We start from the raw sequence: 26,540 nt of genomic DNA on the forward strand, positions 1-26,540 counted from the left end.
CTCCGGGTCAGCCGGCGAGCGCGCCGGCGTCCAGGGGCTCCGGGCGGAAGTCGAAGGCGACGACCCCCGCCGTGTCGAGCAGCGGGCCGACGAAGCCCTTGAAGGCGTCGTGCGCCGGGTCGAACAGACCCGGACCGTCGACCGCGGGCCGTCCGATGTAGTAGTTGAGGTCGCCCTCGGACGCGAAGGTCAGCAGGAATGCGCGGTCGAAGCCCTCGCCGGCACCCTCGGTGCTGAGCTGCGGGCCGTTCTCGATCGAGACGATGTAGGGGCGGCCGTCGCGCAGGCACTCCTCGCCGAGCGCGAGGAAGCGGGCGATCACGCCGTCCACCTCGGCGACGAGCGCGGTGGGGCGGAAGCGGAAGAGCACGATGTGGCGGATCGTGCCGGGGCGGTAGCCTGCGGCGGTGAACTGCTCGGGGGTGACCTCGGCGAGCGCCGCGGCGGCGCGCTCCGGTCCGCTCCGCCAGCGGGACCCGATGGTCTCTGCCGAGTCGGTCTCCGTGTCGATCATGCCGACGCCTCTCCGGCGCGAGCGGCACGCCGCCGCTCACGATACCCCTCGACCAGGTTGTAGACGACCGGCAGGACGACCAGCGTCAGCACGGTCGAGGACACCAGCCCGCCGATCACGACGATCGCCAGCGGTTGCGAGATGAAGCCGCCGTGCCCGGTGATCCCGAGGGCCATCGGCAGCAGCGCGAAGATCGTCGCGAGCGCCGTCATCAGGATGGGGCGCAGCCGCCGCTCGGTGCCGTGCTCGAGCGCCTCCCGCACCGCCATCCCGCGCGCGCGGTACTGGTTCACCAGGTCGATCAGCACGATCGCGTTGGTGACCACGATGCCGATCAGCATCAGCACGCCGATCAGCGAGGGCACGCCGAGCGGGACTCCGGTGAGCACCTGGAGCAGGATCGCCCCGGTGGCCGCGAACGGCACCGACACCAGCAGCAGCAGCGGCTGCAGCAGCGAGCGGAAGGTCGCGACCATCACGACGTAGACGATCAGGATCGCCACCAGCAGCGCGATCCCGAGCTGCGAGAACGCGTCGCTCTGGTCGGCCGTGACCCCGCCGAGCGAGGCGGAGACGCCGGCCGGCAGGTCCGTGCCGTCGATCGCGCTCTGCACCGCGACGTTCGCCGAGGCGAGATCGTCGCCCTCCGGCGTGACCGTGATGGTGGCGGTGCGCTGCCCGCGCTCGGTGGTGATGCTCGCGGGTCCGTCCGTCCGCTCCACCGCGGCGAGCGTCGAGAGCGCCACCGGGCCGGTGCGGGTCGGGATCTCGAGGGCCGACAGCTCGTCCAGCGTGGCCGGCGGCTGCGCGTCGGCGAGGTAGACGGAGAGCGTGCGGTCGTCGATCACGACGCTGCCGGTCTGGGTCGGCTGCAGCGCCTGGCTGACGAGGGTGCCGACGGCGACCTCGGTGAGGCCCGCCTCGGCGGCCGCGGCCCGGTCGACCCGCACCGCGATGTAGGGCAGCGAGGAGGAGAGGTTGCTCTCGGCCTGGCTGATCCCGTCGGTCCCGCGGAGCGCCGCGAGCAGCGTGTCGTTCGCGCTCTGCAGATCGCTCTGCGAGGCGGTCGAGAGGTCCACCTCGATGTCCGAGGAGGCGCCGAAGCCGGACGAGGCCGCGACGCTGATGTCGTCCGCGGAGGCGACCGAGCCGAGCGCCGTGCGGACGTCCGCCTGCACGGTCTCCTGGTCGGCCGACTCGTCGGTGGTGACGGAGTAGCGGATCGACGTGCCGCCGCCTCCGCCGCCGAACGCGCTCTGCAGTCCGCCGCCCGCCGAGCCGATCGAGAGCTGCACGGTCTGCACGCCGGCGACGTCGAGGATCGCGGAGCTCGCCTGCTGGGCGGTCGTGTCCTGCGCGTCGAGGCTCTGCCCGTCCGGCACGGTCTGCGTCACGGTGAAGGTGTTCTGACCGCTCGCGCCGAGGAAGTTGGTCTTCATCAGCGGGTAGAGCGCGCCGGTGCCGACGAGCACGAGCAGCGCGAGCAGGACGGTGACGACCGAGTGCCTGAGGGTCCAGGCGATGATCGGACCGTAGACGCGCTGGAGCGCCGAGGCGCGGCGGGGGGCCGTGCGCGCGCTGTGGCGGGCGTGCTCGGGCTCGCCGCCGGCGTCCGCGTGCGCCACGACCTCGCCCGCGGCGGCGCGCTCCTCGTCGAGGGCGGCGCGGGCCGCCTCGCGGACACCCGGGCGCTTCGACGGGCGGAGGAACCAGTACGCCAGCACGGGCACGATCGTGAGCGCCACGATCAGCGACGCCAGCAGCGCGATCGACACCGTCAGCGCGAACGGGCGGAACAGCTCGCCGGTGGTGCCGCCGACGAACGAGATCGGCAGGAAGACGGCGACCGTCGTGATGGTCGAGGCGGTGATCGCGCCCGCGACCTCGCGCACGGCGACCACGATCGTCCTCGCCCGCTCCTCCCCCGCATCGAGGTGCCGCTTGATGTTCTCGATCACGACGATGGAGTCGTCGACCACGCGGCCGATCGCGATCGTCAGCGCGCCGAGGGTGAGGATGTTGAGCGTGTAGCCCGCGGTCTGCAGGCCGATGAAGGTGATCAGCACCGAGGTCGGGATCGAGATCGCCGTCACGAGCGTCGAGCGCACCGAGAGCAGGAACAGCAGGATCACGAGCACTGCGAAGACGAGGCCGAGCGCCCCCTCCTGCGCGAGCGACTCGATCGAGTCCTGGATGTAGGGGGCCTGGTCGAAGACCGAGGTGAAGGTCGCGTTGTCGCCGAGCGACGCCTCCAGGTCGGGCAGGAGCGCGGTGACGCCGGTCGAGACGTCGACGGTGTTCGCCGCGGGCAGCTTGGTGATGGAGAGGGTCAGCGCGGGCTGGCCGTTGACGCGGGAGATCGAGGTGATCGGGGCGTCGGTGACGGCGACGGTCGCGACGGAGCCGAGGGTCGGCGCGGCGACGTCGACGGGCGCGGCCTGGACGGCCGTCGCGGTGGACCGGATCAGCGGCAGCGCCGCGATCGCGTCGGTCGAGTCGAGCTTCACGCCGGACTGCACCGAGAAGGTGCTGCCGTCCTGGGTGATCTCGCCGCCGGCGACGAGCACGCCGTTCTGCTGCAGCGCGGTGCGGATGTCGCTGATCGACAGGCCGGCGGCGGTCAGCGCCGCGTCGTCGGGCGTGATCGTCACGCGCTGGGCGCTCTCGCCGACGAGGGCGACCTCGCGCACTCCGTCGACCTTCTCCAGGTCCGGGATGACGCTCGTGCGCAGCCGTTCGGCGAGCGCCTTCGCGTCGCCGTCGCTCGACACGGCGAGCTGCAGCACGGGGAGATCGTCGAAGGAGCCGGTGACGACCTGCGGGTCGACGCCGTCGGGCAGGGTGCTCTTGATCCGGTTGATCGCCTGCAGGATCTTCTGCTCGGCGGTCGCGAGGTCGGTGCCGTAGGTGAAGGAGGCGGAGATGAGCGACGAGTTCGTGGACGACGTCGCGCTGGTCGACTCGAGCCCCGGCACCCCCTGGATCGCGGTCTCGATCGGCGTCGAGACGTCGTCGTTGACCACCTCCGGAGCGGCACCCGGGTAGCTCGAGATCACCGCCAGCTGCGGGAAGGAGATCGACGGCGCGAGCTCCTGCTTCAACCCGGTGAGGGCGACGCCGCCGAAGACGGCGATGACGACGGTGACGAGCGCGATGAGCGCCCGGTTCTTCATGCTGAGGACCGCGAGGAGATGCACGCCGTGAGTCTTCCATCAGCTGGCTGAGTATTCGTCCCCCTCCGGGAGGACCTGGAGGATCAGGGAGGATCAGACGACGTCGGCGAGGTAGGACGTGTCGGCCGAGGGGTGGCGGGCGACCTGGCTCCAGGCGACGGCGAGCGCCTCCACCGCGCGGTCCGTCACCTCGGGCGAGTAGCCGATCGGGATGCGCAGGAAGCGCTCGAACGCGCCGTCGATCCCGAAGCGCGGGCCCGCCGTGATCAGCAGGCCGGAGGTGCGCGCGGCGAGCGCCAGCTGCGAGCTCGCGGGTCGGCCGAGGCCGACCCAGGTGGAGAGGCCGCCGGAGACCCGGGGCACGCTCCACTCCGGGATCGCGCGGGCGAGCGCCGCCTCGAGGTGGTCGCGGCCGGCGCGCAGCTGCTCGCGGCGCAGGTCGAGCACGCCGTCCATCCGGCCGAGCATGTCGGCGACGAGGAGCTGCTCGACGATCGGGCTGCCGAGGTCACCGGCCGAGCGCGCGGCGACCAGCTTGCGGATGATGCTCCGCTCGGCGCGGATCCAGCCGATCCGGATGCCGCCCCAGAGCGTCTTGCCGACGGAGCCGATCGAGATCACCGTGCCCTCCGGTCCGTAGGACGCGAACGGCAGCGGCGACATCCGGCGGTCGATGTCGAGCTCGGCGGTGGTCTCGTCGGCGATGATCAGCGTGCCCTGGCGGGCGGCGGCGGCGATCGCCTGCTCGCGCAGCTCCGTCGCCATCGAGCGGCCGGTCGGGTTGTGGAAGTCGGGCATCAGGTAGGCGAGCGTCGGGCTCGTGCCGCGGATCGCGGCGAGCAGTCCCTCGCCGTCCCAGCCGTCGGCGCCGTCGACGTTGACCGGCACGAGCCGCGCACCGGCCAGGCGGAGCGCCTCGTAGGCGTGCGGGTAGGTCGGCGCCTCGATCAGGGCGCGGTCGCCGCGGGCGAGCAGGGTGCGGGCGACGAGGGCGATCGCGTGCTGGGCGCCGATGGTCACCATGATCTGGCCGGGCTCGGTCCGCAGGCCCCGGCGGGTGTAGCGCTCGGCGATCGCGCGGCGCAGCAGCGGCAGGCCGACGGTGTCGTAGGAGCCGTCCTCGAAGTGCTCCGGCGCGAGGCGGGCGGCGCGGGCGTAGGCCTCGGCGAGCTCGGGCACCGCGGGCAGCGCCGCCTTGGTGAAGTCGAGGAAGTCCGGCGCCAGCGACGGCACGGCGTGCACGGCCGCGCCGGGAAGACGGGTCGCGCTGCCGGAGCCGCGCACGCTGACCAGGTAGCCGCTGTCGCGCAGCTCGCGGTAGGCGGCGGCGACGGTCGTCCGGCTCACTCCGAGGCGCGCCGACAGCTCGCGCTCGGCCGGCAGCCGGCTGTCCGTGGGGATGCGGCCGTCGATGCTGAGCAGGCGGATGCGGTCGGCGAGCGCGAGGTACGCCGGGCGGGTGCCGCGCTGCTCGCGCCAGTCGCCGAGGAGGTTCTGCAGGGCGCGAACGCCGAAGTGGACATCAGCCATGCGTCCAAGGTAGCCGAAGTGGACCGCGCGAAGAAGGCCACTCTTCCGATGGAATGCTCGGCATGACGATCACCGCGCCCCTCGCCGTCCCCGCTCCCCCGCTGAGCCAGTGGCGCCTGCGGCCCGTGCCGCGGCTGCTGGTCGGGCTCGTGCTGTACGGCTTCGCGGACGCGATGATGATCCGCGCGTCGATCGGGGTGGATCCGTGGACCGTCTTCGCCCTCGGCGTCGCGCGCCAGACCGGACTGGGGATCGGACTGCTCACGAACGTGATCGGACTGCTCGTCCTGCTGCTCTGGATCCCCCTGCGGCAACGGCCGGGCCTCGGCACCGTGCTGAACGTGCTGGTGGTCGGCACGACGATCGGCCTGGGGATCGAGCTGCTCGCCGTCCCGGCCGAGTGGTGGGGGAAGGCGCTGCTGTTCGCCGGCGGGCTCGTGCTGCTCGCCGTGGCCAGCGGCATCTACATCGGGGCGCGACTCGGGCCGGGGCCGCGCGACGGCCTGATGACCGGGCTGCACGACCGCCTCGGGGTGCCGATCTGGGCGGCCCGCGGCGGAGTCGAGCTCACGGTGCTCCTGATCGGCTGGGCCCTCGGCGGCGACGTCGGCGTCGGCACCCTCGCCTTCGCCCTGCTGATCGGGCCGCTCTGCGCGGTGACGCTGCCGCTGCTGGGGGTGCGCAGGCACTGACAGCCTGCCGCCGATCGCGAGGCCTGCGCCCCGTTCATGCTGATCGAGTAGCCCGCGCAGCGGGCGTGTCGAGATCCACCCCGGTTCGAACGGTGGGTCTCGATACGCCGCTCCGCGGCTACTCGACCAGCATGTGGCCGCACAACATCAGCTGAGACGAGGGGGCATCCCCTGACAGCGGAGGCCCACCCCTCTCAGCTGATGTTGTGCGGCGCCTGCCGCCCCGCGCTCCGGCTAGCGCTTCGCGCTCAGCTGCGCGCGGGTGCGCTCGGCCTCGTCCGAGTCCTGGATGGACGCGATGCCCTCGGTGATCGAGGTGCCCGAGGCGGGGGCGGCGTCGTGGTCGTCCGCGCCGAGCGAGGCCTCGTCGAACGGGCTGCGGCCGCCGAGCACCTCGCGGACCTGCACCATGTCGATCTGCTTGGTCCAGGTGCCGACGAGCAGGGTGGCGACGGCGTTGCCGGTGAAGTTGGTGACCGCGCGGGCCTCCGACATGAAGCGGTCGATGCCGACGATGACGCCGACGCCGTTGACCAGGTCGGGGCGGAAGGACTGCAGACCGCCGGCCAGGGTGGCGAGTCCGGCGCCGGTGACGCCCGCGGCGCCCTTCGAGGCGATCATCATGAAGAGCAGCAGGCCGATCTGCTCCGGGATCGACATCGGCGAGCCGGTCGCGGAGGCGATGAAGAGCGAGGCCATCGTGAGGTAGATCGCAGTGCCGTCGAGGTTGAACGAGTAGCCGGTCGGGACGGTGATGCCGACGACGGGCTTGGAGACGCCGAGGTGCTCCATCTTCGCGATCAGGCGGGGCAGCGCCGCCTCGGAGGAGGAGGTGCCGACGATGAGCAGGTACTCGCGGGCCAGGTACTTCATCAGCGAGAAGATGCTGACCCCGGTGACCAGGCGCAGCAGCAGGCCGAGGATGACGACCACGAAGATCGCGCAGGTCAGGTAGAAGCCGATCATCAGCGTGGCGAGGGCGACGACCGCGCCCCAGCCGGTCTTGCCGACGACGGCGGCGATGGCGCCGAACGCGCCGATCGGGGCGACCCAGAGCACCATCGAGAGGATGCGGAAGACGAGCACCTGGAGCTGCTTGATCGCGCCGAGGATCGGCTGGCCCTTGGCGCCCATCTTCTGCAGGGCGAAGCCGACGAGGAGGGCGACGAAGAGCGTCTGCAGGATGCTGCCGTCCACGAGCGAGGAGAACAGCGAGACGGGGATGATCCCGAGGATGAAGTCCGAGGTGGACTCGGCCTTCAGGTCGCTGGTGTCGTAGGTGGCGCTCGAGATGTCGAGGCCCTCGCCCGGGTGCAGGATGTTGCCGACGACCAGGCCGATGGCGAGTGCGAAGGTCGACATCACGAGGAAGTAGCCGAGCGCGAGTCCACCGACCTTGCCGACCGTCGCGGCCTTGGCGATCGAGCCGATGCCGATGACGATGGTGCAGAAGATGATCGGCGCGATCATCATCTTGATCAGGCCGACGAACGCCTTGCCGACCGGCTCGAGCGTCGCGGCGAACGCGGGGGCGACGAGGCCGACGATCACGCCGGCGACGACCGCGATGATCACGGCGATGTACAGCCAGTGGTTGCGGTCGATCCGGCGGCGGGTCTTCACGGGGGTGGCCGGGGGGTTGAGCCGGTCGGTGCCGGGCGTCTTCGCCATGAGCGTGTCCTGTCTCTTCATCGAGGTGGGGGGATACGACGATGCTGGACCCCGCGGGTCGCCCGTCCGGTGTTGCGTTCATACTGTTCACGGACATGGAGGTCCAGGTCGCGGACGAGGAGGTCGGATGCCCGGAACGAGCCCGCGCGGCAGCATCGCGGCCCGGCTGTTCGCGGTGCAGCTGCTCTGCATCCTCGTGATCGGCGCGGTGGCGGTCCTCGTCCTCGCCCTCGACGCGCGCGATCGCGCCGGCGAGGACGCGGAGCAGCGCAGCCTCGTCGTCGCGCGCACGGTCGCCGACAATCCGTTCGTCGTCTCCGCGGCCCAGGGCGCCGATCCGTCCGCCTCCCTCCAGCCCTACGCGGAGGAGGTGATGGCCGACACCGGCGTCGACTTCCTGACCATCATGGATCCGGACCGCACCCGCTACACCCACCGCGATCGCGCGCAGATCGGCCTGCCGTTCATCGGCACCATCGCGCCGGCGCTCGAGGGGCGCACCTTCACCGAGACCTACACCGGCACACTCGGCCCCTCGGTGCGCGCGGTCGCGCCGATCGAGAGCGCCGACGGCACCGTCGTCGCGCTCGTCTCGGCGGGGGTGACCGTGAGCCGGGTCGACGCGTCCTTCCTCCCACGGCTGCAGGTCGTCGCCGGCGGCGTGCTCGGCGCGGTGGCGCTCGGCGGGGTCGGCTCGTGGCTGCTCGCCCGCTACCTCCGCCGCGTCACGGGCGGGCGCGGGCCGGAGCAGATGAGCCAGGTGTTCGCCTACTACGAGTCGGTGCTGCACTCGGTGCGCGAGGGCCTGCTGCTCGTCGACGACCGCGGGCGGCTGGTGCTCGCGAACGACCACGCGCTCGAGCTCCTCGGGCTCGAGGGCGTGTCGATCCCGGCGCTCGTCGACGATCTCGACCTGCCCGACGCCCTGCGCGCCGTACTGCTGGCCGAGGAGCCGGTCGCCGACCGCCTCGTCGTCGTGCACGAGCGCATCCTGGTGGTGAACGAGCGGCCGGCCGCCTCGCCCGGGGCCGGGCCGCTCGGCACGGTGACGACGCTCCGCGACCGCACCGAGCTGCAGCGGGTCTCCGGCGAGCTGGAGTCGATGCGCACGCTCTCGGACGCGCTGCGCTCGCAGACCCACGAGTTCTCGAACCGCCTGCACACCATCGCCTCGCTGATCGAGCTGGGCCGGCCCGAGGAGGCGCTCGCCTTCGCCGCCGGCGAGCTGAACCTCAGCCAGCGGCTCGCCGACCGGGTGCTCGGCTCGGTGCAGGAGCCGGTGATCGCCGCGCTGCTGCTCGGCAAGGCCGCCCAGGCCCGCGAGCGCGGCGTCGAGCTGCACCTCGAGACGCACCTCGAGCCGGGCACCCAGGGCCTCGAGCCGGGCGATCTGGTGACGGTGCTCGGCAACCTGATCGACAACGCGCTCGACGCGGCCGCCTCCTCCGCCGCCGACCGCGAGCCGTGGGTCGAGGTGTACCTCGGCCTGACCGAGGACGCCGGCGCCGAGGCGTCCGGCGCCGAGGGCGCCGAGCTGGTGCTGCAGGTCTCCGACAGCGGGCCCGGCGTCGCGGAGGCGGCCGACGTCTTCGCGCGCGGCTACTCGACGAAGGAGTCGGACGCGTTCGGCCGCGGCATCGGCCTCGCGCTGGTGCAGCAGGTGGTGCAGCGGCTCGGCGGCAGCATCGAGGTGTCGCGGCACGTCGGCGCGGTGTTCACGGTGCAGCTGCCGCTGCGGACGGACGCACCGGCAGGAGCGCGCCCGTGACCGCCGCCCCGATCCGCGTGCTCGTCGTCGAGGACGAGCCGCTGACCGCGAGCGCGCACGCCGACTACGTCCGCCGCGTCGAGGGCTTCGAGGTCGCCGCGGTCGCCGGCAGCGGGGCGGAGGCGATCCGCGCGCTGCGGGCCGACCCCGCGATCGCGCTGATCCTGCTCGACATGAACCTGCCGGACTTGGGCGGGCTCGACCTCTGCCGTGCCGTGCGCGCGGCGGGCCTCGACGTCGACGTGATCGCGATCACCGCGGTGCGCGACGCGGCCGTGGTGCGCGCCTCCGTCGCCGCGGGCATCGTGCAGTACCTGATCAAGCCGTTCGTCTTCAGCGTCTTCGCGGCGAAGCTCGCGAGCTACCGCCAGTACCGCGGGCACCTGCGCGGCGCCGGCGTCGCGAGCCAGCACGAGGTCGACGGCGCCTTCGCCGCGCTGCGGACGTCCAACGCGCCGGGCCTGGCGAAGGGGCTCTCCGCCGAGACGCTCGAGGCGGTGACCGCGCTGCTCGGCCCGGTCGGCCTCTCCGCGGGCGAGCTCGCCGCCCGGCTCGACGTCTCGCGGGTCACGGCGCGGCGCTACCTGGAGCACCTCGCCGACTCGGGGGTCGCCGAGCGCGCCCCCCGCTACGGCTCGCCGGGGCGGCCCGAGCTGGAGTACCGCAGGGTCTGAGGGGCTACTGCTTGTACGACGACAGGAAGTTCCCCAGCCGCTCGATCGCCTCCGAGATGACGCGCTCCTCCGGCAGCGTCACGATCCGCAGGTGGTCGGGCGTCGGCCAATTGAAGCCGGTGCCGGGCACGAGCAGGATGTGCTCCGCGAGCAGCAGGTCGTAGACGAGCCGCCCGTCGTCGCGGATGTCGTGCACCTCCGGGTCGAGCCGCGGGAACGCGTAGAGCGCGCCCATCGGCAGCTCGCAGGAGACACCCGGGATCGCCTGGAGGCCCGACCACGCCGCATCGCGCTGGCGACGGAGCCGCCCGCCCGGCGCGATCAGAGCGTCGATCGACTGCACGCCCGAGAGCGCGGCCTGGATCGCGTACTGCCCCGGCACGTTCGGGCAGAGCCGGGTCGAGGCGAGCAGGGTGATGCCCTCCAGGAAGCCCGCCGCGTGCGCCCGCGGACCGGTGATCGCGAGCCAGCCGGAGCGGTAGCCCGCGACGCGGTAGGTCTTGGACAGGCCGTTGAAGGTGAGGCAGAGCTGGTCCGGCGCGAGGGTCGCCAGCGGGATGTGCTCGGCGTCGTCGTAGAGGATCCGGTCGTAGATCTCGTCGGCGAGCAGCAGCAGCGAGTGCTCCTCGGCGATCGCGACGATCCCCTCCAGCGCCTCGCGGGTGTAGACGGCGCCGGTGGGGTTGTTGGGGTTGATCACGACGATGGCCTTCGTCCGCGCGGTGACCTTCGAGCGGATGTCCTCCAGGTCGGGCTGCCAGCCGCCGTCCTCCGCGCAGCGGTAGTGCACCGCGGTGCCGCCGGCCAGGCTCGTCATCGCCGTCCAGAGCGGGTAGTCGGGCGCCGGGATGAGCACCTCGTCGCCGTCGTCGAGCAGCGCCTGCAGCGTCATCGTGATCAGCTCGGAGACGCCGTTGCCGAGGAACACCCACTCCGGGTCGACCGGCGGGAAGCCGGGGACCTCCTCGTAGCGATAGGTCACCGCCTGCCGCGCGGAGAGCACGCCGCGGCTGTCGCTGTAGCCGTGCGCGCTCGGCATCGCGGCGATCATGTCGCGGACGATCTGGTGCGGCGCCTCGAAGTCGAAGCCGGCCGGGTTGCCGGTGTTCAGCTTCAGGATCCGGTGCCCCTCGCTCTCCAGCCGCGACGCCTCCACGAGCGCCTTGCCGCGGATCTCGTAGAGGACATTGCGGAGCTTGGACGACTGCTCGAGCGGGCGCGGGGGGATCATCCGTCCAGTATTCACCGGCCGGGCCCCCCGCGGCCGAGGGCTCAGCGGGCCGTGGCGCGCACCGCCTCCGCGATCTCCTCCTCGATCAGGTCGTAGTTGATCGCCGCGGCGACCCGCAGGCCGTCGGCGGCGGCGGCCATCACCTGCGACATCGGCTCGACGAGCGAGCCGGCGGCGAAGACCCTCGGCGCGGTGGTGCGACCCATCGGGTCGACGGCGAGGTGCCGGGCGGCGCCGGAGGGGTGGTCGACGAGCTCGAGGCCGAGGCCGTCCGGCAGATTGCCCTCGACCCGCGGGCCGACGACGAGCGCGTCGAGCTCGAGCCGGCGGCCGTCGACGACGACGCCGACCAGGCGGTCGTCCTCGACGAGCACCTCGGTGACCGCGCCGTCGATCAGGTCGATGCCGCGGGCGGCGAGGCCCTCGACCTCCTCCGCGGAAGGCGCGAAGACGCCGTTCGTCAGGATCGACACCCGGTCGCTCAGCTGCCGGAACATCTGCGCCTGGTGGCCGGAGAAGCCGCTGCCGAGCACGGCGATCCGGCGCCCGCGCACCTCGAAGCCGTGGCAGTACGGGCAGTGCAGCACGTCGCGGCCCCAGCGCTCGGCGAGCCGTGGGATCCCGGGCAGGCGATCCGTGGATCCGCTCGCGAGCAGGAGGCGGCGGGCGCGCAGCACGGTGCCGTCGGCGAGGGTCGCGGTGACGCCGCCGTCGGCGGTCGACGCGCTGATGACGCGGCCCGGGACGACCCGCGCGCCGTAGCCCTCGGCCTCGATCCGGGCGAGGCGGGCGAGCTCGACGGGCGCGGTGCCGTCGCGGGTGAGGACGTTGTGCGCGCCGGGCGAGGGTGCGTTGCGCGGCGGCCCGCCGTCGACGACGAGCACGTCGCGGAGGCTGCGGCCGAGTGCGGTGGCGGCGGCGAATCCGGCGAAGGAGCCGCCGACGATCAGGACGTCGGGGAGGGGTGAAGTGGTCATGTCTCGAGCATCGGGCGACGGCTGCGGTCCGTCGAGGATCCGTGCCGTTCCGGCACGACGGCGCACCGCGCGTGCCAGGATCGGGGCATGCCCGAGCACTCCGAGCACGACACTCCCTCCGACGACGAGATCGTCGCCGCCGTCGGCCCGCGGCTGAAGCGCCTGCGCACCCGGCGCGACCGCACGCTCGCCTCGCTCGCCGCCGAGACCGGCATCTCGGCGAGCACGCTCTCGCGCCTCGAGAGCGGCGGCCGGCGCGCGACGCTCGAGCTGCTGCTGCCGATCGCCCGTGCGCTCGGCGCCCCGCTCGACGAGCTGGTCGGCGCGGCGCCCGAGGACCCGCGCGTGCACGGCCGGCCGTTCACCCGGCACGGGATGCGGATCCAGCCGCTCAGCCGCGACGCGGGCGCCCTGCAGGCCTTCAAGACCACCATCCCCGCCGGACCGATCCCGGCGCCCGAGCAGCAGCGCACGCACGAGGGCTTCGAGTGGCTCTACGTGCTGAGCGGGCGGCTGCGGCTGCGGCTCGGCGAGCACGACATCGTCCTGCCCGCCGGCGAGGCCGCCGAGTTCGACACCCGGGTGCCGCACTGGTTCGGCCGCGCCGACGAGCAGCAGGTCGAGTTCCTCAGCCTGTTCGGGCGCCAGGGCGAGCGGATGCACGTCCGCGCCTCGACGCGGCGCTGAGCGCTCAGCTCTCGCCGAGCACCTCGCGGACGAAGCCCGCGGTCTTGGTGCGCAGGGTCGCGATGCGCTCCGCCTTCGCGGCCTCGACGTCGAAGCCGATGTAGGCAACCGAGGGCCGGGTCCGGACGTTCGCCGAGCACTGGAACTCCGCGCAGACCAGCGTGCCGAGGGTGTCGCCCGCGCGCCCGGCCGCGCCGGCCTTCTTCGCGCCGAAGAAGACGACGTCGTTCGGCAGCCGGATGTCGCGGCACCACGAGCACTGCGCCCGCGAGCGCGGGTTGGCGTCGGCCTGGCGGAGCAGGACGCCGACCACCCGGTCCTCGAGCGGCACCACGACGTAGGCGCGACGGCCGATCTTCTTGTCGCGCCAGCCGAGGTGGTCGAACGACTCCCAGTCGAGGGTGTCGAAGCCGGCGGGGAGCGAGAGATCGGCGACCTCCTTGCGCGAGGCGTTCACGAAGGAGTCGCGGATCTGCTGGTCGGTGAGGGCACGCATGACCTCTCCAGCCTAATCAGCCGAGCGGGTCGGTCGGGGGGGGTCAGCCGAGGTGCGCGACGGCCTCGCGCGGGGCCTGCGCGAGGAACTCCTCCTTCTTGATCCGGATCATCGTGAACGCGATCAGCGCGGCGAGCACCAGGCCGACGGCCGCCGCGACGAACACCGCGGAGTAGCCGTCGACGAACGCGACCGGCGAGGACTGCTCCCCCGCCACTCCGGCGTAGATCGTGGTGAAGACGGAGAGGCCGATCGAGCCGCCGATCTGCATCGCGGCGTTCGCGGTCGCTCCGGCGGCACCGGCGTCGTGGCCGGCGATCCCGGTCAGCGCCACGTTCTGCACGGGCACGAAGATCATCGCCATGCCGACACCGAGCAGGATCAGGCCGGGCAGCACCTGCACGAGGTAGGAGCCGTCGGCGGTGATGCGGCTGAGGTAGACCAGGCCGCCGGCCGCGATCAGCGGGCCGACGATCATCAGGACGCGCGGGCCGACGGTCGGCAGCAGCTTCGTGGCGATGCCCGCGACGATCATGATCGTGACGGTCATCGGGAGGTTGGCCAGGCCGGCCTCGAGCGGCGCGAAGCCGAGCACCAGCTGCAGGTGCAGCGTCAGGTAGAGCGTCGAGCCGATCATGACGCTGCCGACGACGGCCTGGATCAGGAACGCGCCGCCGCGGACCCGGTCGGTGACGATGCGCAGCGGCAGCAGCGGGTGGTCGGAGCGGGCCTGGATGCGGACGAAGACCGCGAGCAGGACGACGCCCGCGAGCAGGAAGCCGAGGGTGTCGACGCGCAGCCAGCCCTGCTCGGCGAGGGTGAAGCCGTAGACGAGGCTCGCGAGGCCGAGCGCGACCGTGATCGTGCCGGCGATGTCGAAGCGGTTGCGGCCCTCGGCGCGGCTCTCGGTCACGAGCAGCGCACCGGCGACGACGCCGACCAGCACGACGGGGACGTTGACGAGGAGGCACCAGCGCCAGTCGGCGAACTCGGTGAGCAGGCCGCCGAGCACCAGGCCGACGGCGGCTCCCGCTCCGGCGACCGCGCCGAAGACGGCGAACGCGGTGTTGCGCTCGCGTCCGCCGGGGAAGGAGACGGTGAGCAGGGCGAGCGCGGCGGGCGCGAGCAGCGCGGCGAACGCGCCCTGCAGCCCGCGAGCGGCGATCAGCTCGGTGCCGGAGGAGGCGAGCCCGCCCCAGGCGGAGGCGGCGCCGAAGCCGACCATCCCGATCAGGTAGGTGCGCTTGCGGCCGGTGAAGTCGGCGATGCGGCCGCCGAGGAGCAGGAGCGCGCCGAAGGCGAGGGCGTAGGCCGTGACGACCCACTGGCGCTCGACGTCGGTGAGGCCGAGGTCGGCCTGCGCGGCGGGCAGCGCGATGGTGACGATGGTGCCGTCGAGGACGACCACGAGCTGGGTCATCGCGAGGATCACGAGGACCCACCAGCGGCGGGAGGAGGAGGGCGCGGGCATGGCGGAGCCTTTCGAGGCAGGAGGGAGCGGGACCGGCGGGTCCGGATCCGCCGCGACATCGGGGCTAGACCACCCCAACTGGTTGGTTGGGCATCGACGAGTGTACAGTTCGAGCGCCCGGAGGTGTGAGCGTGAGCGAGAAGTCGGTCGAGAACGAGGCGGTGATCCCCGCCCGCGAGCGCATCCTCCGCGCCGCGACGGCCGAGTTCGCCGAGCACGGCTTCGCCGGCGCCCGCGTCGACCGGGTCGCCGCCGCGGCGGGCCTCAATAAGGAGCGGCTCTACGCCTACTACGGCGGCAAGCGCGGACTCTTCGTCGCGACCGTGGTCGGGGCGCTGGAGGCGCTGGACGCGACGCTGCTCGCGGAGGCGTCCGATCTGCCGGACCTCGCCGGCCGGATGTTCGACCACGTCTGGGACCGCCCCGAGTTCCTCCGCCTGCTCACCTGGGCGCGACTCGAGGGCGGCGGCGTCTGGGAGGAGGCGGGCGAGCGCCTCGGCAGTCGCCCCGCTCCCGAGGCCCGCGTGCTCGAGTGGCAGCGGGCCGGGATCGTCGACGCGAGCTGGTCGGCGGAGGACCTCTTCATCGCCCTGCTCGGGCTCTGCGAGATCTGGCACCTGACGCCGTTCGCCCAGCGCGGAGGCGACGGCACCCGCGAGCGCCGCCGCGCCTTCGTCGTGCACGTGGCGGCGCTCGTGGGGGCACCCGCCGACGGACCGACCGCGGTCAGTCCGCGGCCGTGAGCCGCTCGAGGTAGCCGGCGAAGGCGAGCAGGTCGGCCTCGGGCCAGCTGCTCAGCGCCTCCTGCATCCGCTGGCGCTGCAGGCCGCCGAGGTCGCCCATCCTTTCGCGGCCGTGCTCGGTGAGCGTGAGGAAGCGGGCGCGGCCGTCGGCCGGATCGGCGGCGGTCGCCACCAGCTCCAGCGCGCAGAGCTGCCGGATCTGCCGGCTGATCACGCTGCGGTCCACGCCGAGGCGCTCCGCCGCGACGCTCGAGTGCACGGGACCGCAGCGCTCCAGCATCCGGAGCAGCCGCAACCCGAACGGCGGCAGCCCCGGGTCGATGCTCGCCGCCGCGTCGCGCACGGCGACCCGCACCTGCACGGCGAGCGCGGTGATCTGCTCCTCGACCCGGAGCAGCGCGCTGGCCGGGGCCTCGGGCACGGCGGCCGGTGCGGCGGTCATCAGGGGCGCTCGGCCACGTCGATCGCGCCGGTGGCGGCGTGCTTCGCGTGGGAGACGGGCTGCTGATTCTGCCCGACCGGGCGGAGGCCCGCCTGGCCGTCGGAGGCCGCGATCAGCGCGTCCTCGGCGCCGGCGACGACGTCCTTGGGCGCCGCCTTCAGCTGCACCGCGTTCTTGGTGCCGAGGTCGACGTTCGGCAGCAGCGTCACGGCGATCAGGGTGATCACGGCCAGCGGGATGCTGAAGAGGAAGACGTCGCCGATCCCGATGCCGTAGGCGCCCTCGACCACGAGGCGCACCGCGTCGGGCAGGGTCGACACCTGCGGGATGGTGCCGTTGCCGAGCGAAGCGGCCGCGGCGGCCTGGTCGGCCGGAGCGAGACCGGCGATGCCGCTCGCGGTGCGGTCGGCGATGACGGTGCCGAGGATCGAGCCGAGCACCGAGACGCCGATGGTGCCGCCGAGGCTGCGGAAGAACGTGACGGCGCTGGTCGCGACTCCGAGGTTCTTCACCTCGATCGAGTTCTGCACGACGAGCACCAGGTTCTGCATCAGCATGCCCAGGCCCGCGCCGAGGACCGCCATCGAGACGCCGACGTAGACGAAGCTCGTGTCGTAGCGCAGCTGGCTGAGCAGCGCTGTGCCGAGCACCGAGAAGGACGCCCCGGTGATCATGATCGCCTTCCACTTGCCGGTCCGCGAGATGATCCCGCCGAAGATCGTGGAGGCGATCAGCAGTCCCGCCATCAGCGGGATCGTGAGCAGTCCCGACTGGGTGGGCGTGGCGCCGCGGGCGAGCTGCATGTACTGCGCGAGGAAGACGGCGGTGCCGAAGAGCGAGACGCCGACCGAGATGCTCGCGACGACCGCGAGGCTGAAGGTGCGGTTCTTGAACATCCCCATCGGGATGATCGGCTCGGCGACGGTGAGCTCGGTGATCACCGCGGCGACCAGCAGCACGACGGAGCCGCCGACCATGACCGCGGTCTCCCAGGAGGCCCACTCGAAGTTCTTGCCGGCCAGCGAGACCCAGATCAGCAGCAGCGAGACGCCGCCGGCGATGAGGACGGCGCCGAGGTAGTCGATCTTGACCGTGCGCTTGGGGTGCGCGGGCAGGCGCAGGGTCACCTGGAGCAGGATGATCGCGATGATCGCGACGGGCAGCGCGATGAAGAAGTTCCAGCGCCAGCCGAACGCGTCGGTGACGACGCCGCCGAGCAGCGGGCCGCCGACGGTGCCGATCGCCATCACGCCGCCGAAGAGACCGGCGTACTTGCCGCGCTCGCGGGGGCTGATGATGTCGGCCATGATGATCTGGCTCAGCGCCGCGAGACCGCCGGCGCCGAGGCCCTGGAAGACGCGGAACACGATCAGCATGTTCGTGTCCTGCGAGAAGCCGGCCGCGGCCGAGCCGATCACGAAGATCGCGAGCGCGAGCTGGATGAGCAGCTTGCGGTTGAAGAGGTCGGCGAACTTGCCCCAGAGCGGGGTGGAGACGGTGGTCGCGAGCAGCGTCGCGGTGACGACCCAGGTGTAGGCGTTCTGGTCGCCCCGGAGGTCGGAGATGATCAGCGGCAGCGAGGTCGACACGACCGTGCCCGCGAGGATCGAGACGAACATGCCCAGCAGCAGTCCGCTGAGGGATTCGAGCACCTGGCGGTGCGACATGGCCCCGTCGGGGCCGGTGGGGGTGGTGCGCTCTTCTCGAGTGCGCGTGCGCTCTGCGCGGGACATACGGCTCCTTGTTCACGATGCGGCGGCCTCGGCGGGCCGGCGGTACTAGTTGATGACGATCAACTATTGACCGACTGCAACTATATAGCCGAGCGAGGCTTTCGCGCCAGTGGTCAGCGGGAGGAGCCGCGGCGGCGGCGGAGCAGCACGACGGCCACGACGACCGCGGCCACGAGTGCGACGAGCACCGCGATGCCCAGCGGAGACCCCACCGCCGCGCCGACCACCGCCCAGAGCACGGCGAAGCCGACGGTCGCGTAGATCAGCGCCCAGGCCGCGCAGCCGGGCAGCATCGCGAGGAGATACACCCCGAAGCGCATCCGGGCGGCGCCGGCCGCCGCGTTCATCATCGTCTGGAGCCCCACGGTGAGGAAGCTCACCGTCACCGCCGGCGGCCCGTAGCGCGCGAGGAGCGCCGAGCCCCGCCGCAGCGCCGGCGACTCCAGCCACCGCCCCCAGCGGCGCGACGCCGCCCCGGCCACGACGGCCCGCGCGAGCCAGTACGTCGCCTGCGCCCGCAGCAGCACGATGACGAACAGCGCCCCGAGCAGCTCGACGAACCCCAGCTCGTCGAGGAACCCGGGCACGGCGGCCCCCTTCCTACGACGACACCGAAGTAAGGCTACCCTTCGCTCGCCGGGCGACCCATGCTGGTCGAGTAGCGCGCAGCGCGTATCGAGACCCCCGCGATCAGACGCGGACCCGCCGTGATCGCGCCGGTGCCCCGCGCGGCTCCGACCCCGCCCCTAGGCTCGACGCATGGACAACATCGATCGGAAGATCCTCGATCTGCTGCGCCAAAACGCCCGCGCGGGCTACGGCGACATCGGCGGGGTCGTCGGCCTGTCCGCGTCCGCCGTGAAGCGCCGCGTCGACCGGCTCGTCGCCGACGGCGTGATCCGCGGCTTCACCATCAAGGTCGACCCGGCGGTCGACGGCATGGCGACGGAGGCGTACGTCGAGCTGTTCTGCCGCGGCACCGTCGCCCCCGACGAGCTGCGCCGCATCCTCTCCGCGGTGCCCGAGGTCGTCGACGCCGGCACGGTGACCGGCTCGGCCGACGCCATCGTGCACATCCGCTCCCGCGACATCCCGAGCCTCGAGCTCGCCCTCGAGAAGGTGCGCATCGCGCCGAACGTCGACCACACCCGCTCCGCGATCGTGCTCTCCCGCCTCATCCAGCGCGGCGAGGCCTAGCCGCGCCGCACGATCAGTGCGAGCGGCCCGCGACGACGTCCGCGAGCGTCGCGAGCGGTGACGTCGTCGCCCGGCCCCGCGCCTCCGCCTCATCGGCCAGGCCGTAGGCGCGGTAGAGCGCGGTGACGGCGAGCCAGCGCAGCGGCTCGGGCTCCCACGGCCGCACCCGGTGGCCCACCCAGGGCAGCTCGGTGAGCGGCGTCCGCTCGCCGAGGACGAGATCGCGGAGGGTGCGCCCGGCGAGATTGGTCGCGGTGACGCCGGTGCCGACGAAGCCGCCCGCCCGGCCGAGGCCCGTGGCGCGGTCGAGGCCGACGGTCGCGTGCCAGTCACGCGGCACGCCGAGCACGCCCGACCAGACGTGCTCGACGCCGACGCCGCGCAGCACCGGGAAGAACCGCTCCAGGACGGCGCGGAGCAGGCCCGCGGTGCGCGGATCGGTCCCGCCGTCGACGTCCGTCGCCGAGCCGAAGCGATAGGGCACGCCGCGCCCGCCGATCGCGATCCGGTCGTCGGCCGTCCGCTGCGCGTACATGTACGCGTGCGCGGAATCGCCCAGCGTCTCCCGGCCGGCCCAGCCGATCGCGTCCCAGATCTCCGGCCCGAGCGGCTCCGTCACGATCAGCGACGAGTTCATCGGCAGCCACTCCCGGTGGTGGCCGGCCAGCGCGGCGGTGAAGCCCTCGGTGGCGCGCAGCACGATCGGCGCGCGGACGACGCCGCGAGCGGTCACCGCCGCCCCGGGCCGGATCTCGTCCACCCGGGTGTCCTCGAAGATCCGCACCCCGAGCCCCTCGACCGCGCGGGCGAGCCCGGCGGCCAGCTTCGCCGGGTGCAGCCGTGCGCAGTGCGGGTGCCACAGCCCGGCGGAGGCGCCGCTGACCGCGATCCGCGCCGCCGACTCCGCCGCGTCGAGCACCTCGACGTCGGTGTGCGCGCGAGCGCGGGCGGCCTCGGCCGTCGCCAGGAGGCGCGCCCGCTGCGCCGCACCGCGCGCGACCTGGAACTCGCCGCCCTTGACGATGTCGGCGTCGATCCCCTCCGCCGCCGCGACCGCGATCACCTCGTCGACGGTCTCGTTCATCGCGAGCTGGAAGCGGTCGACCGCTTCGGCCCCGTGCGAGCGGGCGTAGGAGGAGACGCCGCCGGTGATCTCGTTCGTCAGCCAGCCGCCGTTGCGGCCGGAGGCGCCGAAGCCGGCGAAGCGCTGCTCGAGCACCGCGATCCGCAGCGACGGGTCGGCCTTCGCGAGGTAGTACGCCGTCCACAGACCGGTGTAGCCGGCGCCGACGATGCAGACGTCGACGTCGAGCGGGCCCGGCAGCGCGGGCCGCGGCGCGGGACGACCGAGGGAGGCCCACCAGAACGACACGTCGCCGTTGATCACGGTGGCCCCCCTCGGTCGGTCAGCCGGCTCGGTCCGCTCAGCCGGTCACAGTCCCGCGGACGGGAACGTCTGCATCATCTCCGAGAACAGCGCAGCGGTCCAGCCGATCGCGATGACGAAGGAGACGACCACCACGCCGAGGAAGATCCAGAGCGGCAGCAGTCCGCCGCCGGTCACGCGCTTCACGACGACGCTGCGGCCGATCACGTAGACGTACGGCGCGGCGAGGAACGCCCAGGCCCAGTGGAACGGACGCTGCACGCCGTTCTTCTTCAGCTGCCGGTAGTCGAGGAACGCGAAGACCACCTCGGCGGCGTAGATCAGGAAGCCGACGACCTGCACGGCGCCGAGGCCGACGAGGTAGGCGGTCGACATGCCCATCGAGGCGCGCGGGCCGTAGGTCGAGGAGACGGCCGAGTCCGCGATCGCGCCCGGCGAGAGCAGGAAGATCGACAGCGCCGAGAGCAGCGGGAGCAGCACGACGACCCAGATCCACGGGGTGCTCGTGACGATGCTCGGGTCGCGCGGCTGCGGTGCGGGGCGGCCGGCGTAGGCGGGCTGCTGGCCGTACTGCTGCGGGTACTGCTGGCTGTACTCCTGCTGCGGCTGCTGGCCGTACTGGGGCTGCTGGCCGTACTGCGGCTGCTGAGCATGCGGCTGCTGAGCGTACGGCTGCTGCGGCGACTGCTCGCCGTACCTCGGCTGCTGCGGGATCTCGCGCTCGGGGGCGGACTGCCCGGAGGCCGACTGGCCGTAGCTCGTCGCCTGTCCGCTCGAGGTCTCCCCGTAGGCGGGGCCCGTCACGGGCGGGACGACGGGGGTCGGCGCGGCGGAGGTCGGCGCGACGGGACTCGGCGCGGCGGGAGGCGCACTGGCAGCCGCCGGAGGCGTGGTCGCCGGGGCGTCGCGGAGCGAGTCGGTCCAGCCGGTGCCGTCCCACCAGCGCTGCCGGGGCGAGCCGGCCGGGTCCGGGTACCAGCCCGCGCGGGGCCCGGAGGCGCCGCCGCCGTTCTGCTCCGCCTCGCCGTTCCGGTCGCTGCCCTGGTCGTCCGTCATCGCGTCCTCCGCTCCCCTTCGGGCGTTCTGCCCGCATCACCCGAAAGAGTATCGCCGCGATCCCCGGGCGCACCTGGGCGGCGCCTTGCCGCGACCTCTGCCGCGGCTGATCGGACGCCGTGCATCGGCCTCCGCCAGGATGGACGCATGCCGCACACTCTCCGCGCCCGCGCCCTGCTCTTCGACATGGACGGCACCCTCGTCGACTCGACCGCGGTGGTGGAGACGATCTGGCGCTCCTTCGCCGCGCGCTTCGCGCTCGATCCTGCGCTCGTGCTGGGCGCCGTGCACGGGGTCCGCGCGGAGGACAGCGTGCGCCGCTTCGCCCCCGCGGGCAGCGACGTCGCCGGGATCGTCGACGAGCTGAACGCCTACGAGCTCGAGCACACCGAGGGCACCGTCGAGATCCCCGGCGCCACGGCCCTCCTCGCCGCGCTCCCGCGCGACCGCGTCGCCCTCGTCACCTCGGCGAGCCCGGCGCTGGCCGCCGGCCGGCTCGCGGCCGCCGGCGTCCCCTCCCCCGCGGCGGTCGTCACCGCCGACGACGTCGTGCACGGCAAGCCGGCGCCGGACGGCTACCTCGCCGCCGCCGGCCTCCTCGGCGTCGAGCCCGCCGACGCGATCGTCTTCGAGGACGCGGAGGCGGGCATCCGCGCCGGCCTCGCCGCCGGGATGCGCGTGGTCGTCATCGGCGAGCACGAGTCCGAGACCACCCGCGGACTGCCGCGCATCGAGCACTACGCCGACGTCCGGGTCGAGCTCGACGGCGACGGCCTGGTGCTGACGCTGCCGGACGGGCCTGCTCAGCAGCGGCCCGCTCAGCAGCAGCCCGCTCAGTAGCGGATCGCGTCGATCACCTTCACCCGCACCGCGACGATCGCGGGCACCAGGCCCGCCAGTGCGCCCACCAGGGTCGCCGCGCCGAGGCCCAGCAGCGCCGCCTCGACCGGGAACGGCGGGATGTCGCTGATCCCGCTCTGCTTCACGAAGTCCACGGTCAGCGGATTCGTCACCAGGATCACCGCGATCGTGACCCCGACGACTCCCGCGACGACGGTCGCGACGACGCTCTCCATCATGATCGAGAAGAAGATCCGCCCCGAGGAGGCGCCGAAGCTGCGCCGGATGCCGATCTCGCGGATCCGCTGCCGCACCGTCACCAGGGCGATGTTGAGCAGCCCGAGCGCTCCGAGTGCCAGCACCAGGCCGGCGACGCCGCCGATCACCCAGGTGAGCACCGCGAACGGGTCGGAGTCGTAGCTGAGGTAGTCCTGCCGGTAGACGTCGGCCTGGATGCCCGGGCCGAGCGCCGCGGTCACGTCGCGCTGCACCGCCGCGATGAGCGGGTCGGCGATCTCGAGCGGCACCCACATCTCGTAGTTCGGCACCTGCGCGCCGCCGGACGCGGGATCCGCCTCGGGCGCGATCGCCGAGTACGCGTCGGCGAGCATCATCGCCGACGGCTCGGTGTCGTACTGGTTGGACGGCGTCACCCCGATCACGACGGCGGTGGTGTCGTGCTCGCCGCCGAGGAGGGTGGCCGTCGGATGGGTGCGCAGATCCGGTCGCCCGATCCGGTCCCAGAAGATCTCGTTGATGACGAGCGCGGGCGCGAGGCGGCGCTCGTCCCCCTCGGTGAACCAGCTGCCGCTCGCCAGCTTCACCCGGTGCATCTCGGCGTAGGGCTGGTCGACGGCGGTGATCCCGACGTCGACGGCGCCGTCGGCGAACTGCACGCGGGTGCTGCCGTAGGTCGTGCGGCTCGCGTAGTCGATGCGGTAGCGCTCGAGCACCTGCTCCCAGGCGGCCTGCAGCGCGGCGGCGTCGACCGTCCCGTCCGGTCCGTTCGAGTAGGCGCTGAGATAGAGGCTCGCGGGCCGGCCGCTGTTGCGCTCCGAGACCTCGATGTTCGCCTGGCGGGCGATCCCGCCGGCGGCGACCACCCCGGTGAGGGCGGCCACGGCGACCGCGACGCCGATCAGCGAGAGCAGCACGCGGCCGCGGTGGATGCGCAGCTCGGTCCACGCCTCGACGATGGCGCCGACGACGCCGGTGAGGCCGCCCATCAGTGCCTCCCCGAGCCGGTCGAGGGAGCGCCGGTCGAGGGAGCGCCGGTCGAGGGAGCGGCCGTCGCGGCCGTCGACGCGCTGAGCCGCCCGTGGTCGAGCCGGTAGTGCCGCTCGGCCCGCGCCGCGATGGCCGGGTCGTGCGTGATGGTGACCAGGGCCGAGCCGGACTCCTGGGCGATCTCGTCGAGCAGTCCCATCACGCTCTCCCCCGTGTCGGTGTCGAGCGCGCCGGTCGGCTCGTCGGCGAGGATCAGCCGCGGCCGGCGCACGAGCGCTCGCGCGATCGCGATGCGCTGCTGCTCGCCGCCGGACATCCGGCCCGGCATCGAGTCGACCCGGTGGCCGAGCCCGACCCGCTCCAGCATCTCGGCGGCGAGGGCCGCGCGCCGCCAGAACTCGCTGCCGGTCGCGTAGAGCAGCGGCGTCATCACGTTCTCGCGGGCCGTGCGGCCCTCGAGCAGATTGAACTGCTGGAAGATGAAGCCGATGCTGCCGCCGCGGATCCGCGCGCGGGCCCGCGCGGAGAGCGACTCGGTCGGCTTCCCCTCGAGCAGCATCCGGCCCTCGGTCGGCTCGTCGATCAGGCCGAGGATGTTGAGCAGCGTCGACTTGCCGGAGCCGCTCCGGCCGACGACCGAGACGTGGTCGCCCTCGCCGACCTCGAGGTCGACGCCGTCGAGGATCGTGAGCGGGGGCGCGTCGGGCAGGGGGACGACCTTGCGGATCCCCTCGAGGCGCAGGATCGCGGAACCCTCGCGCGTCACGAGCAGAAGACCGAGCCGTCGGGGTTCGACACGCAGTTCCCGTCGAGCTGCTCGCCGTCGCCGGCCGCGGCGCCGGGCACGAACTGCAGGAGCGTCGCGCCCTCGTCGACGCCGCCGGTCACCTCGATGCTCACGCCGTCGGTGAGGCCGAGCGTCACGGGGACCTCCTCGGTCGAGCCGTCCTCCGCCTGGCGGTAGACGACGCCCGACTCGGCGGTGCCCTCGACCGCGGTGGTCGGAACGACGAGCACGTTCTCGGCGAGGCCGCCCGCGAGCGTGACGGTGGCCGCGAGGCCGGGGAAGACGGTGACCTCGCCGGGCACCTGGCAGCGGAAGGTGGTGCCGGAGCCGCCGCCCGTGCCGGTGCCGCCCGTGCCGCCGGTCTCCCCGCTCGAGGCCTCGCCCTCGCCGGCGAGCGGCGTGCTGATGCTGAGCCCGGTGCAGGTGAAGGCGGCGGGGCCGCCGGTGACCGCGACCTGCGCCTCGGTGGGGCGGTTCTGGATCCGGTAGAGCTGCTCCGCGTCGATCGAGCCGGTGACCGCGTAGGTGGGCGGCGCGACCTGGCCGGTCACCTCGCCGACGGTGACGGCCTGGTCGTGGATCACGCCGAGGGCGCTGAGCACGCCGGCGGCCGGCGCGTAGACCCGCTCGAAGCGGACGGAGGGCGGCGGCTGGGTCACAGTGACCTGGCCGTCGGCGCCGGTGGTCTCGACCGGGTCGCGCACGGTCTCGACGCGGATGTCGTAGATCAGGTCGCCCGAGGCGACCGTGGCGCCCTGCTCGATGTAGACGTCGTCGACGGTGCCGGCGGCGGTCGCCTTGACCGGCACGGCCGGGTCGGCGGCGACGGTGCCCTGCAGGGTGAGGTCGTTGGTGACGGTGCCGCGGCCGACGACGACGGTCGGCTCGGTGAGCTCGCCGGTCGGGACGGTGGGATCGGCCTCGGCGGACCCGTCGGGGAAGAACGCGATCTTCACCAGCGCGACGGCCGCGGCGCCGATGATCACCATCCACACGATCGGGAACACCCAACGTCGAACCGCACCCATGTCTGTCCCCCGACTCCGGCGCTCCCGCGCCCCGTGGCGCTCCTGGGTGGCGCGCCGAACCGCAGCCTATCCAGCGGCGGAGGGCCGCCGCGTCATACCTGCGGCGTACTGCGGTGCGGCTCAGCCGCCGAGCTTCGACACGACGGCCGCGACGCGGCGCGCGCGGGTCTCGGCGGCCTTCGCGCCCTCGACCGCGGTGACGTGGGCCTTGCGCGCGCTCGGCGAGAGGGCCTCGAACGCCTCGGTCGCACCGGCCGCTTCGAGGGCGGCGGCGAGGTCGTCCGGCACGGCGACGGTGCGCGGAGCCGTGTCGAGCTCGAGCTCGACCTCGATCGGGTCGCCGCCGGCGAGACCGGTCGCGGCGCGCTTGTCCGACGAGAACGGGATGAGGGAGCGGCCGCCCATCGCGCCGACGGTGCTCGCGTAGGCGAAGCCGTTGACGACGACGCTCACGGCCGGTCGCTTGCCGCCGCCGAGCGCGTCGAGCACCTCGGGCGGCACCTCGATGCCGGTGTTGTTGCCGATCTGGAAGAGGCTCGTCGTGTAGCGCACGGCACGAGGATGACACGCGCCGGACGCGGCCGCCAGGTCCTCGGCGATCGGGGTCTCGGCAGCCAGGGCCTCGGCGGTCCGGCTCAGCAGTCGCGGTCGGCCGGATCCTCGCGGTCGGCGTGCCCCGGGTCGCCGAGGGCGGAGCGGACCGCGTCGACGGTCATCCGGCCCTCCGGGTCGAGGCGGGTGAGCATCCGCGCCATGATGTCGGCGAGCTGCGGGATCTGCTCGGCGTCGAGCGGGTCGACGACGTCGGCGAGCACGGTCGCGACGTGCCCGGGGGCGGTGCCGACGACCTTCTGCAGGCCCTCGCGAGTGAGCACGGCGTTCGTCGCGCGGCCGTCGGTGGGGCAGGGCCGGCGCTCGAGGTAGCCGCGGGCGGCCAGGCGGGTGACGACGTGCGAGAGCCGCGGGAGGGTGGCGTTGGTGCGGGCGGCGAGCGTCGTCATCCGCAGCGCGTGGTCCGGCGCCTCGGAGAGCATCGCGAGGGTCATGTACTCGAAGTGGGTCAGGCCGGCGTCGCGCTGCAGCTGGCTGTCGAGCGCGCCGGGCAGCAGCTCGACGACCGCGATGAACCGCAGCCACGCGGCCAGCTGCTCCTGCGTGAGCCAGCGCGCACCATCCCCATCCACCCCGCCACCCTACCGGTTGGTTGCTGCTACAA

Annotated in this window: 25 protein-coding genes; 7 read left to right on the forward strand and 18 right to left on the reverse strand. The window is 73.2% G+C overall.

The annotated features are described in order from the left end of the window. Positions 1 to 7 precede the first annotated feature (7 nt). The 3 genes from GSU72_RS16015 to GSU72_RS16025 form a co-directional block, all read right to left on the reverse strand. Positions 8 to 514 carry a Dabb family protein gene (locus GSU72_RS16015; RefSeq protein ID WP_159985930.1) on the reverse strand — a complete coding sequence of 169 codons (507 nt, stop codon included), beginning with the start codon at positions 512 to 514 and terminating at the stop codon, positions 8 to 10. Beyond that, complete coding sequence (locus tag GSU72_RS16020; protein ID WP_159985931.1) at positions 511 to 3,711, reverse strand: efflux RND transporter permease subunit; 3,201 nt, start codon at positions 3,709 to 3,711, stop codon at positions 511 to 513. Before GSU72_RS16020 ends, GSU72_RS16015 begins: the two co-directional genes overlap by 4 nt. A gap of 69 nt (positions 3,712 to 3,780) precedes the next feature. Beyond that, positions 3,781 to 5,217, reverse strand: a complete 1,437-nt coding sequence (locus GSU72_RS16025; RefSeq protein ID WP_159985932.1) for a PLP-dependent aminotransferase family protein — start codon at positions 5,215 to 5,217, stop codon at positions 3,781 to 3,783. 62 nt (positions 5,218 to 5,279) lie between these two features. Here GSU72_RS16025 and GSU72_RS16030 point away from each other — a divergent pair, with 62 nt between their 5' ends. Next, complete coding sequence (locus GSU72_RS16030; protein WP_244255854.1) at positions 5,280 to 5,909, forward strand: hypothetical protein; 630 nt, start codon at positions 5,280 to 5,282, stop codon at positions 5,907 to 5,909. A 234-nt stretch (positions 5,910 to 6,143) separates the two neighbouring features. On the opposite strand, the gene GSU72_RS16035 is transcribed toward GSU72_RS16030, so the two are convergent. Next, positions 6,144 to 7,580: a cation:dicarboxylase symporter family transporter gene (locus GSU72_RS16035; RefSeq protein WP_159985933.1), complete on the reverse strand. Its 1,437-nt coding sequence runs from the start codon at positions 7,578 to 7,580 to the stop codon at positions 6,144 to 6,146. 127 nt (positions 7,581 to 7,707) lie between these two features. Here GSU72_RS16035 and GSU72_RS16040 point away from each other — a divergent pair, with 127 nt between their 5' ends. Both GSU72_RS16040 and GSU72_RS16045 read left to right on the forward strand, forming a co-directional pair. After that, entirely contained in the window at positions 7,708 to 9,348 is a 1,641-nt protein-coding gene (locus GSU72_RS16040) for a sensor histidine kinase (protein ID WP_159985934.1), read from the forward strand. Continuing rightward, positions 9,345 to 10,022, forward strand: coding sequence for a response regulator (locus GSU72_RS16045; RefSeq protein ID WP_159985935.1), 678 nt, complete (start codon positions 9,345 to 9,347; stop codon positions 10,020 to 10,022). Before GSU72_RS16040 ends, GSU72_RS16045 begins: the two co-directional genes overlap by 4 nt. 4 nt (positions 10,023 to 10,026) lie before the next feature. Here the strand turns inward: GSU72_RS16045 and GSU72_RS16050 are convergent, their stop codons facing one another. Next, complete coding sequence (locus tag GSU72_RS16050) at positions 10,027 to 11,253, reverse strand: pyridoxal phosphate-dependent aminotransferase (RefSeq protein WP_208545077.1); 1,227 nt, start codon at positions 11,251 to 11,253, stop codon at positions 10,027 to 10,029. A gap of 41 nt (positions 11,254 to 11,294) precedes the next feature. Further along, entirely contained in the window at positions 11,295 to 12,230 is a 936-nt protein-coding gene (locus GSU72_RS16055; protein WP_159985936.1) for an NAD(P)/FAD-dependent oxidoreductase, read from the reverse strand. Between the two features lie 87 nt (positions 12,231 to 12,317). Here GSU72_RS16055 and GSU72_RS16060 point away from each other — a divergent pair, with 87 nt between their 5' ends. Further along, on the forward strand, positions 12,318 to 12,917 hold the full coding sequence (locus tag GSU72_RS16060; protein ID WP_159985937.1) for an XRE family transcriptional regulator: 600 nt from the start codon (positions 12,318 to 12,320) through the stop codon (positions 12,915 to 12,917). 4 nt (positions 12,918 to 12,921) lie between these two features. On the opposite strand, the gene GSU72_RS16065 is transcribed toward GSU72_RS16060, so the two are convergent. Together GSU72_RS16065 and GSU72_RS16070 are read right to left on the reverse strand one after the other, a co-directional pair. Next, positions 12,922 to 13,413, reverse strand: a complete 492-nt coding sequence (locus tag GSU72_RS16065; RefSeq protein WP_159985938.1) for an FBP domain-containing protein — start codon at positions 13,411 to 13,413, stop codon at positions 12,922 to 12,924. Positions 13,414 to 13,456: 43 nt separating this feature from the next. Then, positions 13,457 to 14,884 carry an MFS transporter gene (locus tag GSU72_RS16070; protein ID WP_159985939.1) on the reverse strand — a complete coding sequence of 476 codons (1,428 nt, stop codon included), beginning with the start codon at positions 14,882 to 14,884 and terminating at the stop codon, positions 13,457 to 13,459. A gap of 131 nt (positions 14,885 to 15,015) precedes the next feature. On the opposite strand from GSU72_RS16070, the gene GSU72_RS16075 reads away from it, so the two are divergent. Beyond that, positions 15,016 to 15,627 carry a TetR family transcriptional regulator gene (locus GSU72_RS16075; protein ID WP_159985940.1) on the forward strand — a complete coding sequence of 204 codons (612 nt, stop codon included), beginning with the start codon at positions 15,016 to 15,018 and terminating at the stop codon, positions 15,625 to 15,627. Here the strand turns inward: GSU72_RS16075 and GSU72_RS16080 are convergent. From GSU72_RS16080 to GSU72_RS16090, 3 genes are all read right to left on the reverse strand, one after another. Beyond that, entirely contained in the window at positions 15,611 to 16,069 is a 459-nt protein-coding gene (locus GSU72_RS16080) for a MarR family winged helix-turn-helix transcriptional regulator (RefSeq protein ID WP_159985941.1), read from the reverse strand. The genes GSU72_RS16075 and GSU72_RS16080 overlap by 17 nt on opposite strands. After that, positions 16,069 to 17,736 carry an MDR family MFS transporter gene (locus tag GSU72_RS16085; protein ID WP_159986884.1) on the reverse strand — a complete coding sequence of 556 codons (1,668 nt, stop codon included), beginning with the start codon at positions 17,734 to 17,736 and terminating at the stop codon, positions 16,069 to 16,071. Before GSU72_RS16085 ends, GSU72_RS16080 begins: the two co-directional genes overlap by 1 nt. 179 nt (positions 17,737 to 17,915) lie before the next feature. After that, positions 17,916 to 18,389: a VTT domain-containing protein gene (locus tag GSU72_RS16090; RefSeq protein WP_159985942.1), complete on the reverse strand. Its 474-nt coding sequence runs from the start codon at positions 18,387 to 18,389 to the stop codon at positions 17,916 to 17,918. A gap of 172 nt (positions 18,390 to 18,561) precedes the next feature. Here GSU72_RS16090 and GSU72_RS16095 point away from each other — a divergent pair, with 172 nt between their 5' ends. Next, positions 18,562 to 18,999 (forward strand): Lrp/AsnC family transcriptional regulator, encoded by a 438-nt coding sequence (locus GSU72_RS16095; protein WP_055786568.1) that lies wholly within the window; start codon positions 18,562 to 18,564, stop codon positions 18,997 to 18,999. Between the two features lie 13 nt (positions 19,000 to 19,012). Here the strand turns inward: GSU72_RS16095 and GSU72_RS16100 are convergent, their stop codons facing one another. Both GSU72_RS16100 and GSU72_RS21345 read right to left on the reverse strand, forming a co-directional pair. Further along, positions 19,013 to 20,386 carry an FAD-binding oxidoreductase gene (locus GSU72_RS16100; RefSeq protein ID WP_159985943.1) on the reverse strand — a complete coding sequence of 458 codons (1,374 nt, stop codon included), beginning with the start codon at positions 20,384 to 20,386 and terminating at the stop codon, positions 19,013 to 19,015. Positions 20,387 to 20,431: 45 nt separating this feature from the next. Then, entirely contained in the window at positions 20,432 to 21,442 is a 1,011-nt protein-coding gene (locus GSU72_RS21345; protein WP_208545078.1) for a DUF2510 domain-containing protein, read from the reverse strand. A gap of 147 nt (positions 21,443 to 21,589) precedes the next feature. Here GSU72_RS21345 and GSU72_RS16110 point away from each other — a divergent pair, with 147 nt between their 5' ends. Beyond that, complete coding sequence (locus tag GSU72_RS16110) at positions 21,590 to 22,282, forward strand: HAD-IA family hydrolase (protein WP_159985944.1); 693 nt, start codon at positions 21,590 to 21,592, stop codon at positions 22,280 to 22,282. Here GSU72_RS16110 and GSU72_RS16115 read toward each other — a convergent pair. The 5 genes from GSU72_RS16115 to GSU72_RS16135 all read right to left on the reverse strand — a co-directional run bounded on the left by GSU72_RS16115 (position 22,276) and on the right by GSU72_RS16135 (position 26,508). Next, positions 22,276 to 23,508 (reverse strand): ABC transporter permease, encoded by a 1,233-nt coding sequence (locus tag GSU72_RS16115; RefSeq protein WP_159985945.1) that lies wholly within the window; start codon positions 23,506 to 23,508, stop codon positions 22,276 to 22,278. The two genes, GSU72_RS16110 and GSU72_RS16115, sit on opposite strands and share 7 nt — an antisense overlap. Then, a complete protein-coding gene (locus tag GSU72_RS16120; RefSeq protein WP_208545079.1) occupies positions 23,508 to 24,275 on the reverse strand; it encodes an ABC transporter ATP-binding protein in 768 nt (255 codons plus the stop codon). The genes GSU72_RS16115 and GSU72_RS16120 overlap by 1 nt, the downstream gene beginning before the upstream one ends. Then, complete coding sequence (locus tag GSU72_RS16125; RefSeq protein WP_208545080.1) at positions 24,272 to 25,285, reverse strand: efflux RND transporter periplasmic adaptor subunit; 1,014 nt, start codon at positions 25,283 to 25,285, stop codon at positions 24,272 to 24,274. Before GSU72_RS16125 ends, GSU72_RS16120 begins: the two co-directional genes overlap by 4 nt. A 159-nt stretch (positions 25,286 to 25,444) precedes the next feature. Beyond that, positions 25,445 to 25,876: a YdeI/OmpD-associated family protein gene (locus GSU72_RS16130; RefSeq protein WP_159985947.1), complete on the reverse strand. Its 432-nt coding sequence runs from the start codon at positions 25,874 to 25,876 to the stop codon at positions 25,445 to 25,447. Positions 25,877 to 25,959: 83 nt separating this feature from the next. Then, positions 25,960 to 26,508, reverse strand: a complete 549-nt coding sequence (locus GSU72_RS16135; RefSeq protein ID WP_159985948.1) for a MarR family transcriptional regulator — start codon at positions 26,506 to 26,508, stop codon at positions 25,960 to 25,962. Positions 26,509 to 26,540 lie beyond the last annotated feature (32 nt).

It is taken from the genome of Rathayibacter sp. VKM Ac-2760 (assembly GCF_009834185.1).
GTDB lineage: Bacteria > Actinomycetota > Actinomycetes > Actinomycetales > Microbacteriaceae > Rathayibacter.